At 66.1% G+C, this 14,952-nt stretch carries 13 protein-coding genes and 1 pseudogene; 9 read left to right on the top strand and 5 right to left on the bottom strand.

The window, feature by feature from the left end:
* Positions 1-158, bottom strand: a pseudogene (locus AWB79_RS39220) (porin); the annotation flags it as partial.
* 367 nt (positions 159-525) lie between these two features.
* Positions 526-1,464 carry a LysR family transcriptional regulator gene (locus AWB79_RS36675; RefSeq protein ID WP_061172364.1) on the bottom strand — a complete coding sequence of 313 codons (939 nt, stop codon included), beginning with the start codon at positions 1,462-1,464 and terminating at the stop codon, positions 526-528.
* A 100-nt stretch (positions 1,465-1,564) separates the two neighbouring features.
* On the opposite strand from AWB79_RS36675, the gene AWB79_RS36670 reads away from it, so the two are divergent.
* Positions 1,565-2,986 (top strand): aldehyde dehydrogenase family protein, encoded by a 1,422-nt coding sequence (locus AWB79_RS36670; RefSeq protein WP_061172363.1) that lies wholly within the window; start codon positions 1,565-1,567, stop codon positions 2,984-2,986.
* Positions 2,987-2,997: 11 nt separating this feature from the next.
* On the opposite strand, the gene AWB79_RS36665 is transcribed toward AWB79_RS36670, so the two are convergent.
* Positions 2,998-3,894 (bottom strand): NAD(P)-dependent oxidoreductase, encoded by an 897-nt coding sequence (locus tag AWB79_RS36665; RefSeq protein WP_061172362.1) that lies wholly within the window; start codon positions 3,892-3,894, stop codon positions 2,998-3,000.
* A 39-nt stretch (positions 3,895-3,933) separates the two neighbouring features.
* Positions 3,934-5,259, bottom strand: a complete 1,326-nt coding sequence (locus AWB79_RS36660) for an MFS transporter (RefSeq protein ID WP_061172361.1) — start codon at positions 5,257-5,259, stop codon at positions 3,934-3,936.
* A gap of 244 nt (positions 5,260-5,503) precedes the next feature.
* Between AWB79_RS36660 and AWB79_RS36655 the strand changes: the two genes are divergently transcribed.
* The 8 genes from AWB79_RS36655 to AWB79_RS36620 all read left to right on the top strand — a co-directional run bounded on the left by AWB79_RS36655 (position 5,504) and on the right by AWB79_RS36620 (position 13,729).
* A complete protein-coding gene (locus tag AWB79_RS36655; RefSeq protein WP_061172360.1) occupies positions 5,504-6,415 on the top strand; it encodes a LysR family transcriptional regulator in 912 nt (303 codons plus the stop codon).
* Between the two features lie 221 nt (positions 6,416-6,636).
* A complete protein-coding gene (locus AWB79_RS36650; protein WP_061172359.1) occupies positions 6,637-7,737 on the top strand; it encodes a tartrate dehydrogenase in 1,101 nt (366 codons plus the stop codon).
* Between the two features lie 2 nt (positions 7,738-7,739).
* Positions 7,740-9,188, top strand: coding sequence for an aldehyde dehydrogenase family protein (locus AWB79_RS36645; protein ID WP_061172358.1), 1,449 nt, complete (start codon positions 7,740-7,742; stop codon positions 9,186-9,188).
* A gap of 20 nt (positions 9,189-9,208) precedes the next feature.
* Positions 9,209-10,042, top strand: coding sequence for a Rossmann-like and DUF2520 domain-containing protein (locus AWB79_RS36640; RefSeq protein WP_061172357.1), 834 nt, complete (start codon positions 9,209-9,211; stop codon positions 10,040-10,042).
* A complete protein-coding gene (locus AWB79_RS36635) occupies positions 10,042-11,214 on the top strand; it encodes an alpha-hydroxy acid oxidase (RefSeq protein ID WP_063963626.1) in 1,173 nt (390 codons plus the stop codon). The genes AWB79_RS36640 and AWB79_RS36635 overlap by 1 nt, the downstream gene beginning before the upstream one ends.
* A 99-nt stretch (positions 11,215-11,313) precedes the next feature.
* Positions 11,314-12,369, top strand: coding sequence for a Rieske 2Fe-2S domain-containing protein (locus AWB79_RS36630; RefSeq protein ID WP_061172356.1), 1,056 nt, complete (start codon positions 11,314-11,316; stop codon positions 12,367-12,369).
* Positions 12,370-12,392: 23 nt separating this feature from the next.
* Entirely contained in the window at positions 12,393-12,563 is a 171-nt protein-coding gene (locus AWB79_RS36625) for a rubredoxin (protein ID WP_061172355.1), read from the top strand.
* Complete coding sequence (locus AWB79_RS36620) at positions 12,560-13,729, top strand: FAD-dependent oxidoreductase (protein WP_061172354.1); 1,170 nt, start codon at positions 12,560-12,562, stop codon at positions 13,727-13,729. The genes AWB79_RS36625 and AWB79_RS36620 overlap by 4 nt, the downstream gene beginning before the upstream one ends.
* 175 nt (positions 13,730-13,904) lie before the next feature.
* Here the strand turns inward: AWB79_RS36620 and AWB79_RS36615 are convergent, their stop codons facing one another.
* On the bottom strand, positions 13,905-14,834 hold the full coding sequence (locus tag AWB79_RS36615; RefSeq protein ID WP_061172353.1) for a LysR family transcriptional regulator: 930 nt from the start codon (positions 14,832-14,834) through the stop codon (positions 13,905-13,907).
* Positions 14,835-14,952: the final 118 nt, after the last annotated feature.

Here is a 14,952-nt window from a genome sequence, read left to right as displayed (position 1 = left end):
GGGTTCGTCTTGGCCAGGTTCGTCTGGCTGCTTTGGTAGACGATCGAATCGTCGACGATACCGTACAGCGTGACGCTACTTTGAGCGAATGCCGGCGTCGCGGCGGCCGCTGCATACGCGAGCACCACTGCGCTCAATGGCTTCAGTTGACGTTTCACCCTTGAAAACCCCTCATCGATTGTCGTTTGAATTGATGCGATGCCAGCGACCTGCCAGCGGCTACGAACGTACCCCGTCGCATCGGCGCAAAAGAGAAAGGGTTAACCATTGGGTACATGTCGACAGCCAACTGCAAGGCGATGTCGTCGCATCGACGGGCCCTTGCGGGATGGACTTCGGCGGGGAGGAGTGCGGGACGGATGCACGCGCCGGGCTGCGCGCGCATCAAAGAACGCAATAAAGAAAACTGATGGCGGCGTTAATGCTTTGAATTGACGCAGAGGCAGACGGGTCGCCGGCGATGCTCTCGCCGGGGCGGCGGAACCGCTCGCCGATCAGCAAATGAGATGCGACGGCAAAGCGCCGTCAGGGTCGCGCGGGGCGTTTGCGCGAAGTCTGCGAACGCTTGCGGTTCGCATCGGCGTAGTCATGGATCATGTCCGTCAGCGCGCGCAGTCCGGCAGGCACATGACGCCGTCCCGGATAGTAGAGGCACAGGCCGTCGAGCGGCGGCGTCCAGTCTTCGAGCACGCGCACGAGCGCGCCGTTCGCGAGATCGGCGCTCACGTTCCATTCGGTCAGATACGCGAGTCCGAGTCCCGCGCGCGCCGCCGCGAGCATGAGTCCCGGTTCGTCCAGCGTCAGCGCGCCGTCGCCGTCGATGCGCAACGCCTCGCCGTGGCGCTCGAATTCCCATTGATAGATCGACCCGCCCGGCATGCGGGAGCGGATGCAGCGGTGCGCCGCCAGATCCGCCGGCGTGCGCGGCGGCTTGTGCCGGGCGAAGTACTCCGGGCTGCCGACCACGGCAAAGCGCTGCCGGTCGCCGAACGGCACTGCGATCATGTCCTGCGGCACGGCTTCGATCAGACGGATACCCGCATCGAATCCCTCGACCACGATATCGACCAGCCGGCCTTCGGTGACGATGTCGAGCTTCATGTCGGCATAGCGTTGCAGGAATGCGATGAACACCGGCATCACCTGGCGCGCCGCGCCCGTCGATGTATTGATGCGCAGCGTGCCCGATGGCGTGTCGCGAAAACTGCCCGCCTGCTCGAGCGCATCGCGGATAGTGGAAAGGGCGGGCGCGACGTTCTGCACGAACTGCGCGCCCGCCTCCGAGAGCGACACGCTACGCGTCGTCCGGTTGAAAAGACGCACGCCAATGCGCGCTTCCAGCGCCGCGACCGCGTGACTGAGCGCGGAGGTCGAGATGCTCATTTCGCTCGCCGCCGCGCGAAAGCTGCGATGACGCGCGACGGCGAGAACCGCTTCGAGTTCGCTCAGTCCGGAAGTCTTCATTATCCCAGATCGTTCAACAGGTCATGCCGGATTGTACGGCTAGTCGAATCAATGCAAACGCCTTATCTTCGCTGCAAGACAACGACTCGTGAAGCGAATCATGCAGATCATCGACCACATCTATATCGACGGCGCCTTCGTCACGCCGCACGGCGACGAGTTTTTCGATCTCTTCAATCCCGCCACCGAACAGGTGATCGGCCGCGTGCGTCTGGCCGATGCCGAAGACGCGCGCCGCGCCATCGCGGCGGCCAGGCGCGCCTTTCCGGCGTTTTCGCGCACCGACAAGCGCGCGCGCATCGACATGCTGAAGCGCCTGCATGCGGCTGTCATCGCGAAGGAAGACGCGCTGTTCGAGGCGATCGTCGAGGAATACGGCGCGCCGGTGACGCGCGGGCGCTGGATGGCGCGGCACGCGGGCAACGTGCTGATCGAGGCGGCGAAGGTGCTCGAAGACTATGCATTCGTCCGCGAGGCCGGCACGGCCAAGGTCATAATGCAGCCGCTCGGCGTCGCCGGCCTGATCACGCCATGGAACAGCGACGCGGGCTTCATTTGCGGCAAGCTCGCGGCGGCGCTGGCGGCGGGCTGCACGGCCGTCATCAAGCCCAGCGAGATGAGCGCGATACAGACACGCGTGGTCACCGAAGCGCTGCACGAGGCCGGGCTTCCGCCGGGCGTGTTCAACATCGTCACGGGGCGCGGCGAGACGGTCGGCGCGGAGATCAGCGCGCATCCGGATGTAGCGAAGCTGTCGTTCACGGGCTCGACGCTCGTCGGCAAGACTATTCTGCGCAGCGCCGCCGAGACGCTGAAACGCGTGACGCTCGAACTCGGCGGCAAGTCGCCGATGATCGTGCTCGACGACGCGGATTTCGATGCAGCCGTGCCGCTCGCGCTCGACGCGGGTTTCATGAACAGCGGGCAGGCGTGCATCGCGGGCACGCGCATTCTGGTGCCGCAGGCGCGGCTCGCGGAGTTCGAGCAGAAGATCATGCGCGCGGTCGCGGGGATTCAGTCGGGCGATCCGCGCGATGCGCGCACGAGCATCGGGCCGATGGTCAGCCGCAGGCAATGGGAACGCGTTCAGCGCTACATTCGCGTCGGCATCGAGGAGGGCGCGCGGCTGATCGCGGGCGGCGCGGGGCGTCCGGACAACGTCAGCGCGGGCTGGTTCGTGCGTCCGACGATCTTCAGCGACGTGCGCAACGACATGACCATTGCGCGCGAGGAGATTTTCGGGCCGGTGCTGTCGATCATCGCGTATCGTGACACGGAAGACGCGATCGCCATCGCCAACGACACGTCCTACGGCCTGCAAGCTTACGTGTGCTCATCCGATACCGCGCGCGCAAGCGCCGTGGCCGCGCGCATCGAAGCGGGCCGCGTGCTCGTCAACACGCTCGCGCACGAGCCTGCGGCGCCGTTCGGCGGCTTCAAGCAATCCGGCATCGGGCGCGAGTACGGCGCGTTCGGCATCGAGGCGTTTCTCGAACCGAAGTCGCTGCTGGGCGCGGCCTGAGCGTGCGCTCGTTACCTGGATGCGGCGCGCGCCGCTTCCTCGCCGAGCAGAACCGGCAGCTCCAGCAACGTGCGATGCGCGCCGCCTTCATCGACCGCGCCCGCATAGGTCTGGCGCACCGTGGCCGCGATCGCATCGACGGCGTGGTTGTCGCCCGCCATCGTCACGTAGTAGCCGAGGTCCTTGAGCGCGTTCGACATGTGGAACGGCATGCCCGTCGGGTCGCCCTCGATGAGCGCGGGACGCAGCCGCTCCAGCGCCGCGCCGCCGCCGCCGCCCTTCGCGAGCACATCGACGAAGGTTTGCGCGTCGACGCCCGCGCGCTTTGCGCAGGCCGCGGCCTCGGAAATCAGCGCGATGGTTCCAAGCGACACGAAGTTGTGCAGCAGCTTCATGCTGTGCCCCGCGCCCAGCGCGCCTACGAGCGTCACGTTCTCCGCATACGTGCGCAACAGCGGCTCGATCCGCGCGAACAGTTCGGCTGAAGCGCCGACCAGCAGGTTCAGACGCCCTTCGTGCGCTTCCTTCGCGGTACGGGTCATCGGCGCATCGACGAACAGGCCGCCCGCCTCGCGCACGAGTCCCGCCATGCGCACGGTCGACGCGGGCACGGCCGTCGAGCAGTCGATCACGATGCTGCCCGGCTGCAGGCCCGCCAGCACGCCATCGGGCGCGGTGAGCACGGCTTCGACTTCGGGCGAGCCGGTCACGCACAGAATGATGATCTCCGACTCGAGCGCGAGCGCCGCGCCGTTCGCGACCGTCTTCACGCCGCCGGCGAGCAGTTCGTCGAGCGGCTGGTTGCCGGGATGCTCGACCACCGTCAGCGGATAGCCGTGTTTCATCACGTTGCGCGCGATGCCGTGGCCCATCAGGCCGATGCCGATCATGCCGATTCGTTGCTTCATGCGTTGTCTCTACGTGTTGTCGGGTTCGATTAAAAAGGCTTAACGGTTCACGAGCCGTCGTGGCAGCAGCATCGTCAGCACGATGCCGAGCACGAGGCAGCCGACCATCGAAAAGATCGGCAGCGTCATGCCGCCGGAGGCTTGCTTCAGAAAGCCGACCGCATACGGTCCGAAGAAGCCGCCGAGATTGCCGAACGCGCTGATCCAGGCAATGCCGACCGCCGCCGCGGCCTGCCCGAGCACGGCCGTGGGCATGCTCCAGAAGAGCGGCGGAAACGACAGCAGGCCTGCATTGGCGATGCACAGCGCGAACATGCCGAGCCACAGATTGTCATGCCAGAGCACCGACAGCGACAAGCCGACCGCGCCCATGAGCAGCAGGGCCGCGACGTGCATGCGCCGCTCGCCGCGCCGGTCCGCGCTGCGGCCGAACCACACCATCACGACCACCGCAACCGCGTTGGGCAGCGCCGCCAGCGCGCCGATCGCGAAGTCGCCGGAGATGCCCATCGACTTGATCATGGTCGGGGCCCAGAAGGTGTAGCCGTAGATAGCGAACACATCGAGGAAGTAGATGAAGCAGAACGCCCACACGAGCCAGCTCGACAACAGACCCTTGTGATTCGATTCGGCCGTCACCGCGCGATCCTCGGCCAGCACGCGGGTGAGAAACGCGCGATCCGCTTCGCTGTAGCGCGGGCTTTTCGTCACGTCGTCGTCGAGTCCCTTCCAGGTGTAGACGGCGGCGAGAAACGCCGGCAGCGACTCGACGATGAAGATCCACTTCCAGCCGGGCAACTGCATCAGGCCGTCGAAGTACTGCATGATGAAGCCGGTCAGAGGCGAGCCGATCAGGCCCGCGAGCGCGAGCGCCGCATAGAACATGCTGAGGATGCGCGCGCGACGGTTGCGTGGAAACGACTGGCCGATATAGAAAACGATCGCCGGAATGAAGCCCGCCTCCGCGACGCCGAGCAGGCAGCGCATCACGTAGAACTGCATCGGCGTGGAGACGAAGGCCGTCAGCCCGGAGACGATGCCCCATGAAAGGATGATGCGTGTGATCCAGCGCCGCGCGCCCACGCGCTGCAGGATCATGTTGCTGGGCACTTCGAAAATCACGTAGCCGAGAAAGAAGATGCCCGCGCCGAAGCCGAACACGGCATCGGAGAAGCCGAGCTGCTGCGCCATCTGCAGCTTCGCGAAACTCACGTTCACGCGATCGATGTAGGACGTGATGTACGCGAACATCAGAATGGGCAGAATATGCAGCGCGAGGCGCCGGAAGATCCGGTCGGCGGTGGCCGCGTCCTGCGATGAGGCGGGCGATGCCGCGCCGCCCGTCATGCTGGCATCGATTTCCACGTCTGTCTCCGTCTATGTTTTTTGAGCCCCTGCTCGCGCGAGACGCGGCGGGACAGAAGAAATGTAGCGGCTGCTGCGCACAGGTGATATGCGAAATCGCCGAAGCGGGCTTTCGAATACTTCGAACACGCGCTGCACGACGCGGCGCGCGCGATGACTAGGGTTTTCCTGTATCCGGGCGCGACGCAGCTAACGAAAGCGGATGCCATACTGCGCGGCATGATCTTTGTCGGAGCATCCGGTTTTGTTCGATCTCACGTCGCTGGCTCTCTTTCTGCGCGCTGTCGAAATGGGCAGCCTGTCCAAGGCGGCGCAGCAATCGCACATGTCGTTATCGACCGCGAGCCGGCGCATCGCGCTACTCGAACATCATTTTCGCGTGGGGCTGCTGAACCGTACGTCGGCGGGCGTCGAGCCCACCCCGGCGGGCGAAGCGCTCGCGCGCCACGCCACCGAGCTCCTGCTCAAGACCGACGCGATCTATAGCGAGCTGTCCGACTACACCAAAGGATCGGTCGGCCGCGTGCGCGTGTTCGCCAACATCTCCGCGATCAGCCAGGATTTGCCCGATCATCTGCGCGCGTTCTCGCAGCGCTATCAGGACATCAAGCTGCATATCAGCGAATTGCGCAGCATGGATATTCTTCAGGCGCTGCGCGAGGGCCGCGCGGACGTCGGCGTCGTGACCTCGCAGGTCGGCATGGAAGGCATACGGCTCGCGCCGTATTGCGCGGACCGGATCAGCGTCGTGGTGCCCGAGGATCACGTGCTGCAAGGCGAGCAGGTCGACTTCGGCGCGCTGCTCGAACACGATATCGTCGGCCTCGACGACAAGGCCGAAGTCACGCGCATGCTCGTCAAGGAAGCCGCGCTCGCGGGCCGCACCATCCGCTTTCGCGTGCAGGTGCAGAGCTTCGAGGCGATGTGCCGGCTGATCGCGGCGGGGCAGGGCATCGGCGTGCTGCCGGAAGGCGCGGTGCGGCTGTTCCGCGAACCCATGCATTTGCGCTTCATCCGCCTGACCAATCCGTGGGCCGAGCGCGTGATGTCGGTGGGGATTCGTGAGGGCGCGGCGGCCTTGCCCGCGCGCAAGCTGTTCGATTTTCTGAGCGCGTACGCGCCGGCGAGTCTGGTCGCCCCGGGAAACAAACCCTGAGCCTTGCGGATATTCGAAGACTCCCGTTTCCGGATTCGCACTTCCTTCGCGCACAGGCGTCCGCTAGATTGCCCTCTGAACAGTCCGATGCCCGGGCGCACGCGCGTCCGCATGGCGAAAGAGACGATGGAGACAAGCCAGCCTTCGACGCGCCTGCTCGGCGCCCGATGCCTCCTGCGCGCTTTCGCCCGGCAATCCCGTGTCGAACATCAGGAGACTTCATGGCAACAACGCATAATATCGCCGTCATTCCGGGCGACGGCATCGGCCGCGAAGTGATGGTCGAAGGCTTGCGCGTGCTGAAGGCCGTCGCCGCGCGCTATGACATCGCGCTGCATTTCGACGAGTTCGCCTCGTGGTGCACCGAGCATTACGTGCAGCACGGCACCATGATGCCCGCCGACTGGGACAAGCAGGTTGGCAAACACGACGCGATCTTCTTCGGCGCGGTCGGCGCGCCCGACATCGTGCCGGACCACACGGCTGTGTGGGAATCGATCATCAAGATTCGCCGCGAGTTCGATCAATACGTGAACCTGCGCCCGGTGCGCCTGATGCCCGGCGTGCCTTCGCCGCTCGCGAACCGCAAGCCCGGCGAGATCGACTTTCTGGTGGTGCGCGAGAACACCGAGGGTGAATATTCGTCGGTCGGCGGACGCATGTTCGAAGGCACCGAACGCGAGTTCGCGACGCAGCAGGCCGTGTTCACGCGCACGGGCGTCGATCGCATTCTCGACTTCGCGTTTCAGCTCGCGCAGAGCCGACCGAAGAAGCAGCTGACCGCCGCGACCAAATCCAACGGCATCTCGATCACGATGCCGTACTGGGACGAACGTCTGGCCGAAGCGTCGAAGCGCTATCCGGATATCGCGACGAACAAGTTTCACATCGACATTCTGTGCGCGCATTTCGTGCAGCATCCGGATCGTTTCGATGTGGTCGTCGCGTCCAATCTGTTCGGCGACATCCTGTCGGACCTCGGGCCGGCGTGCACCGGCACCATCGGCATCGCGCCTTCTGCGAACCTGAATCCTGAGCGGCGCTTCCCGTCGCTGTTCGAACCCGTGCATGGCTCGGCGCCCGATATCGCGGGCAAGGGCATCGCCAATCCTATCGGGCAGATCTGGTCGGCGGCGCTGATGCTGCAGCATCTCGGACGCGGCGAGGCGCGCTACGAAGCGGCGGCGAAGAGCATCGTGTCGGCCATCGAAAGCGTGCTCGAAAACGGGCCGCGCACGCCGGACATGGGCGGCAAGTCCAACACCATCGAAGTCGGCACGGCGATCGCGCAGGCCGTCAACGAACACGCAATCACGGAGTAAGCATGGAATATCGTCACTTCATCGGCAACGCCTGGAAGGCGGCGGACAACGGCGAATCGCTCGATGTCATCGACCCGAGCACCGGCGAGCCGTTCGCGGCCATCGCACGCGGCAACGCCGCCGATATCGACTTGGCCGTTTGCGCCGCTCAGGGCGCGATGGGCGAGGCGCTCGACGGCCCGTGGGCGAAGCTCTCGCCGGTCGAGCGTTCGAACCTGCTGTTCGCGTACGCGAAGGCCGTGCTCGATCACGCCGACGAGCTCGCGCAGCTCGAAGCGCGCGACACCGGCAAGGCGCTCAAGACCGCGCGCACGGATGCCGCCGTGCTCGCGCGCTATCTGCAGTACTACGCCGGCTGCGTCGACAAGCTGCATGGCGAGACGCTGCCCTACACGACCGGCTTCACCGTGCTGACGGTGCGCGAGCCGATTGGCGTGACCGGGCACATCATCCCGTGGAATTACCCGATGCAGATCTACGGGCGCAGCGTCGGCGCTTCGCTGGCGGCGGGCAACGCGTGCGTCGTGAAGCCGGCGGAAGACGCCAGCCTGTCGATTCTGCGGCTCGCGGAAATCGCCGCCGAAACTGGCTTTCCGGCAGGCGCGATCAACGTGGTCACGGGGCTCGGCGGCGAGGCGGGCGCGGCGTTGTCGGCCAATGAAGGCATCCGCCATATCTCGTTCACCGGCTCGACTGCGACCGGCGCACTGGTCGGACGCACGGCGGCGGAGCGTCATTGTCCGAGCGTGCTCGAACTCGGCGGCAAGTCGCCGCAACTCGTGTTCGACGACGCCGATCTCGACGAAGCCCTGCCCGTGATCCTCAACGCGATCATCCAGAACGCGGGGCAGACGTGTTCGGCGGGCAGCCGTCTGCTGGTTCAGCGCGGCATCTACGAGACGGTGATCGAGCGTCTGTCGGCGCGCTTCGAGGCGATGCGCACCGGTCCTTCGTCGATGGACCTCGACATGGGTCCGCTCGTCAACAAGAAGCAGCAGACGCGCGTGCGCGCGATGGTCGAAGACGCGGAAGCGCAAGGCATTCGCGTGGCGGCGCGCGGCAAGATCGCGGTGGAGGCATCGCGCAACGGTTACTTCCAGGAAGCCGTGCTGTTTCGCGACGTGCCGCCGCAAAGCCGTCTCGCACAGGAAGAAGTCTTCGGTCCGGTGCTCGCCGTCATGCCTTTCGACGACGAAGCCGAAGCCGTGAAGCTCGCCAACGGCACGAACTACGGCCTCGTCGCGGGCGTGTGGACGCGCGATGGCTCACGCGGCCTGCGCCTCGCTCGCAAGCTGCAGGCGGGGCAGGTGTTCGTCAACAACTACGGCGCGGGCGGGGGCGTCGAGTTGCCGTTCGGCGGCGTGAAGGCGAGCGGCCACGGACGCGAGAAGGGCTTCGAGGCGCTGTACGGCTTCACGAGCCTGAAGACCATCGCGGTCAAACACGGCTGAGCGGCGCGCGGCATCCCATCATGGCGACGCTCAATATCATCGGCGCGGGAAGGGTCGGCGCGACGCTCGGCAATCTGATCGTCGCGAACCGCGTGCTCGAAATCGGCGACGTGTGCGACCGCGACGCCGCGCATGCCGCGCAAGCCGTGGACTTCATCGGCGCGGGGAGCGCGACCGGCGATATCGCCGCGATGCGTCCCGCCGATATCTGGCTCCTGTCGGTGCCCGACATGCGCATCGCGGACGTGGCGGATGCGCTCGCAAAACTTCGCAAAGACGACGCGCCTTCGATCGCCGTGCATTGCAGCGGCGCGCTCGACACCGACACGCTCGCGTCCCTGCGCGCAATCGGCTGGAGCGTGGCGAGCGCGCATCCGATGCTGAGCTTCGCCAATCCCGGCACCGCGGTGTTTCAGTTCGAAGGCACGCCGTGCGGCTTCGAAGGCGATCCGTCCGCGCGCGCCGCGTGGAGCGGGATTCTGGAGGCCATCGGCGCGCGCTGCTTCGATATCGAGCCGGGCAGCAAGGCGCTGTATCACGCGGCGGCGGTGGTGGCGTCGAACTTCCTGCCGGTGCTCGCGGCCATGTCGGTCGAGATGTGGCAGGCAGCGGGCATACCGCCGCCGCTCATCGAGGACATGATGCACACGCTGTCGCGCAATGCAGTGGCGAACGTCGTCTCGCTCGGTCCGAAGGACGCGTTGACCGGACCCGCCGCGCGCGGCGACCGCGCGGTGGTCGAAGCGCAATCGCAGGCGATGGGTGCGTGGGATGCGGTATCGCGCGAAGCCTACGACGCGCTCTCGACGCTCGCCGCGCGCCTTGCCAGCACGGGCAAGGTGCGCGACGCGTGATGCGCTCAATCGACGACGCGTTGTCGATTGCGGATCTGCGCGAACTCGCGCGGCGCAGCTTGCCGCGCTTCGTGTTCGAGTTCATCGACGGCGGCGCGGAAGACGAGATCACGCTCGCGGCAAATCGTAGCGCGTTCGAGCGCGTCGCCCTCGTGCCGCGCGTGCTGAACGACGTCTCCATGCCCGATCTTTCGACGCCGCTGCTCGGCGCGCGCAGCAACGCGCCGCTCCTGATCGCGCCGATGGGCTCGTGCACGCTCGCGCGTCCCGGCGCGGACCTGATGCTCGCACAGGCCGCCGCGGCGCGCGGCATTCCCTACGTGCAATCGACGATGTCGACGACCGCGCTCGAAACCATCGCGCGCCACGCCGACGGACGCCGCTGGTTCCAGCTCTACACGCTGAAGGACCGCGACTTCACGCGCAAGCTGATCGACCGCGTGCGCGGCGCGGACTTCGAAGCGCTCGTCGTGACGGTCGATCTGGCTGTGGGCGGCAAGCGCGAGCGCGATCTGCGCAATGGCATCGCGATTCCGCTGAAGCCGCGCGTCTCGCACGTGCTCGACGCCATGCGTCATCCCGGCTGGGCGCTGCGTTACCTGCGCCAAGGCTCGCCGCAATTCGAGAACGTGCGCGATCTCGATCCGGGCGAGGGCGCGGGACTGACCATCGCACACAAGGTCGGCACGATGCTCGATGCCGCGTTTTCGTTCGATCATCTCGCGCGTCTGCGCGATCAGTGGGGCGGGCGCATCGTCGTGAAGGGCGTGCAGCATCCTGCCGACGCGGGCCGGCTTGCGCGGCTCGGCATCGATGCGATCTGGGTATCCAATCACGGCGGACGGCAACTCGACGGCGCGCAATCGAGCCTCGAATCGCTGGACGCGGTGCGGCGCGCGCTCGGGGCCGAGGTCGAGCTGATCATCGACTCGGGCGTGCGACGCGGCGTCGATATCCTCAAGGCGGTGGCCCTCGGCGCGCGGGCCGCGGGCGTCGCGCGTCCGGTGCTGTTCGGCGCGGCCGTGGCCGGCGCGGCGGGCGCGTTGCGCGCGATCGATATCCTGCTCGACGAAGCGAAACGCGCGATGGCGCTCTGCGGCACGCCGAACGTCGATGCGATTCGCGCGGGCGATGTCATCGCGTCATCGAGTCACATTGCGCCGAAAACATAGACTCAATGTCGCCCGAAGGATTGGGCGACATGCCGCACGCCGATATCGTTGTCTCCACGCGGTCGCATCGGGCAAGACCGCGTCCAGGAGACAACCAACATGTCGACCCCCAACGTCGCGCCGCTCACCTTTCAGCGCGCGCCCACGCTCCCCCGCAGCTGCACGTTCGACCGCCACGACTGGGAAATCCTGAGCCAGTACTGGCATCCGGTCGCGTTCGCCGCGGATATCGCGGACAAGCCCTTTCGCGCGACCTTGCTCGACGAAGCGCTCGTCGTGTTCCGCTCGAACGGCACGCTCGTCGCCGCGCGCGATGTGTGTCCGCATCGCGGCGCGCCGCTGAGTCAGGGCTGGGTCGAGGACGGCAACCTCGTGTGTCCTTATCACGGTCTCGCGTATGGCGGCGACGGCAAGTGCAAACACATTCCATCGCAGGAAGGCGGGCCGATTCCGGAACGTTTGTGTCTGACGACGTATGCGGCGCAGGAAGCCTACGGCCTCGTCTGGGTCTCGCTCGGCGGCGGCGCGCAGCCGTTGCCCGACTTCCCCGCTTGGAACACCGAAGGCTTTCAGCAGATCCTGCCGCCTTCCATCGACATCAAGGCCTCGGCGGGACGTCAGACGGAAGGCTTCATCGATGTCGCGCACTTCGCGTGGATTCATCACCACAGCTTCGCGGACCGGCGCAATCCGGTGGTGCCGAATTACACCGTCGAGCGCCGCGCCAACGGCATGCGCGCGGAGTACGTGAGCAGCGTGAGCAACTTCCCGAAGTCGATGCAGCATCGCGCGCCCGAAGGCTTCCTGTGGCGGCGCATCTTCGAAGTCGACGTGCCGTTCTTCGCGCGCCTCACCGTGCATTTCCCCGAAGGCGGGCGGCTCGCGATCCTCAACGCGGCGAGCCCGGTGTCCGCGCGCGAAACGCGCCTGTTCGTGCCGATCGCGCGCAACTTCGACAAGGACCTGCCGCTCGACGACGTCTACGCGTTCAACCGCCAGGTGTTCGAGGAAGATCGGGCGATCGTCGAGTTGCAATGTCCCGAGGACTTGCCGATCGACCGCGCCGCGGAAGCGCCGATTCTCGCCGACCGCTCGTCGGGCGCGTATCGACGCGCGCTCGCGGAGATCGGTCTCGGCCAGCACTACGTGCGCTGAAAAACGCGCAAGGAGACATCGACATGAAAATCTGGGAATGCGTGATCTGCGGCTTTCGTTACGACGAAGCGCAAGGCTTGCCCGATGAAGGCATCGCGGCCGGCACGCGCTGGGAAGACGTGCCCGGCGACTGGCTTTGCCCCGATTGCGGCACCGGCAAGCAGGACTTCGACATGCAGGTGGTGACGGCATGAATACGAACGACACCAACCGCGTGATCATCATCGGCACGGGCATGGCCGGTTACACGGTCGCGCGCGAGCTGCGCAAGCTCGACAAGAACGTGCCCATCGTGCTCGTCAGCGAGGATTCGGGCGACTTCTATTCGAAGCCGACGCTCTCCAATGCGCTCGCGATGAACAAGGCGCCGCAAGAGCTGGTCACCTTCGACGCCGGCGCGATGCGCGCGCAACTGAACGCGGGCATCATCGCGCATCGGAAGGTGGAGCGCATTGCCATCGATACGCACGAAGTCTTCGTCAACGGCGCCGCGCTGCGTTACGGCAAGCTGGTGCTCGCGCTGGGTGCGGACGCGCGCCGCATTCCGCTCGCGGGCGATGCGGCGGATGACGTGCTCTCCGTGAATTCGCTCGACGATTACGCGCGCTTCCGGGCGCGGCTCGATGGCGCGAAGTCGGTCGCGCTGCTCGGCGCGGGTCTGATCGGCTGCGAGTTCGCCAACGATCTCGCGCTCGGAGGTTACGACGTGACGCTGATCGATCCGGCCGCCACGCCGCTCTCGCGCTTGCTTCCCGCGCTGGCGGGCGACGCCTATGCGCGCGCGCTCGACAGGCATGGCATTCGCCTGCGCCTCGGTCAGCCGGTTGCGGCGGTGGACAAGCGCGATCCCGGCTATGACGTGACGCTCGGCAACGGCGATGTGATCGCGGCCGGTGTCGTGCTGTCGGCGATCGGCCTCGCGCCGCGCGTGGCCCTGGCGGCGCAGTCGGGTATCGATGTCGATGTCGGCATTCGCACCGATGGGTTCTGCCGCACGAGCGCCGCCGATATCTATGCGCTCGGCGATTGCGCCGCGATCGACGGCAAAGTGCAACCCTACGTTCTGCCGATCATGCACGCGGCCCGCGCGCTCGCGCGCACGCTCGCCGGAGAACCTGCGCGCGTGAAGTTTCCGGTCATGCCGATCACGGTGAAATCGCCCGCATCGCCTGCCGTGATCGTGCCGCCCGGCGAAGCCGGCGCGTGGCGCTTCGCCCCTGCGGGCGACGATCCATGCGATGGCCTTTCGGCGTTGTGCGAGCACGCGGTCGACAAACGCGCGCTCGGCTTCGCATTGCTCGGCACGGCGACGCAAGGCAAGGCGGCGCTCATCAAGGCCATGTCCACGGGATGCTTCTGAGCACTTCACATCGATACAACCATAACGACGCAGCTTGCCTCTGACCGACCAGCGTCGCGCGCGCCGACGACACGTTGAGATTGCCTGTCGCTTCGTGATTGTCGAATGCACGCATTGACGACGCCGCGCTTCGCACGCGGCGTCTTTTTGCTTTCAGCGCGCAGGCAGCGTGTTGTCAGCGCGTCTCGCTGACGAGCGTGCGCGCGACGTTGGCCACTAGCTGACGCAGCCAGCGCGCCGCGGCGCTGCGATGCGTTCTCTCATGCCAGAGCTGGTAATACGTGAGCGCGCTCGCGCCGCCCGGAATCGGCTCGATACGCAAGGGCAACAGGCGCGCATAGTGCGAGGCGAGCGCGCGCGTCGTCGTGAACAGCAGATCGGAGCGCACGAGCACATACGGCGCCATGCCGAAGTAGGGCAGCGTGGTCGTGACCGTGCGCGTCAATCCGTTGCGCGCGAGCTCCGTGTCAATGGTGCCCCACGCGGTCGTGTTATAGGTCGTCACGGCCAGATGCTCGGCCTGTTCATAGGCATCGCGCGTGAGTGCGCCCGCGCGGATCGGGTGCGCCGCGCGCATCAGGCAGACGAGTTCGTCCTGACATAGCGGCTGCAGATGCAGATGCTCCGGCGGCGTTCGCCAGTTGCCGATGACGAGATCGAGCAGACCCGTTTCGAGGCCGTTCTCGTAGCCGCCATCGACCATCATCAGATGCTTGAATTCGAGCTTGGCGAGCGGCGCGGCCTGATGGAACGCATCGATCACGGCGGGCACGAAGAACACGTCGAGATAATCCGGCGAGCCGATGCGAAACGTGCGCGTGCTCGCCACCGGATCGAAACTCGTGTTCGGATGCAGGATCGCGTCGATGCTGCTCAATGCCTGCGCGGCCGGCTCGATCAGCGTGAGCGCGTGGCTGGTCGGCACCATGCGGCTGCCGCTGCGCACCAGCAGAGGGTCGCCCGTGATCTCGCGCAGCCGGCGCAGCGCGATGCTCACCGTCGGCTGGGATTGCCCAAGCAGGCTTGCGGCGCGCGACACGCTCGACTCGGTGAGAAGCGTATGCAGCACGCGGATCATGTGCGAATCGATGCTGTCCCTGGACATCGTGCGGCTGGACCTCTGGCGTGGGGAATGGCGCGCGCGGGCGATCTTGTATGTGTATTGGCCCTGCGTGATCTTTATATCCGTTCGCGGAATATACGTACAGATATAACGATGGTCA

It is taken from the genome of Caballeronia hypogeia (assembly GCF_001544875.2).
GTDB lineage: Bacteria > Pseudomonadota > Gammaproteobacteria > Burkholderiales > Burkholderiaceae > Caballeronia > Caballeronia hypogeia.
The sequence above is the reverse complement of the archived record's forward strand: the minus strand, read 5'-3'. Positions and strand labels throughout refer to the sequence as shown.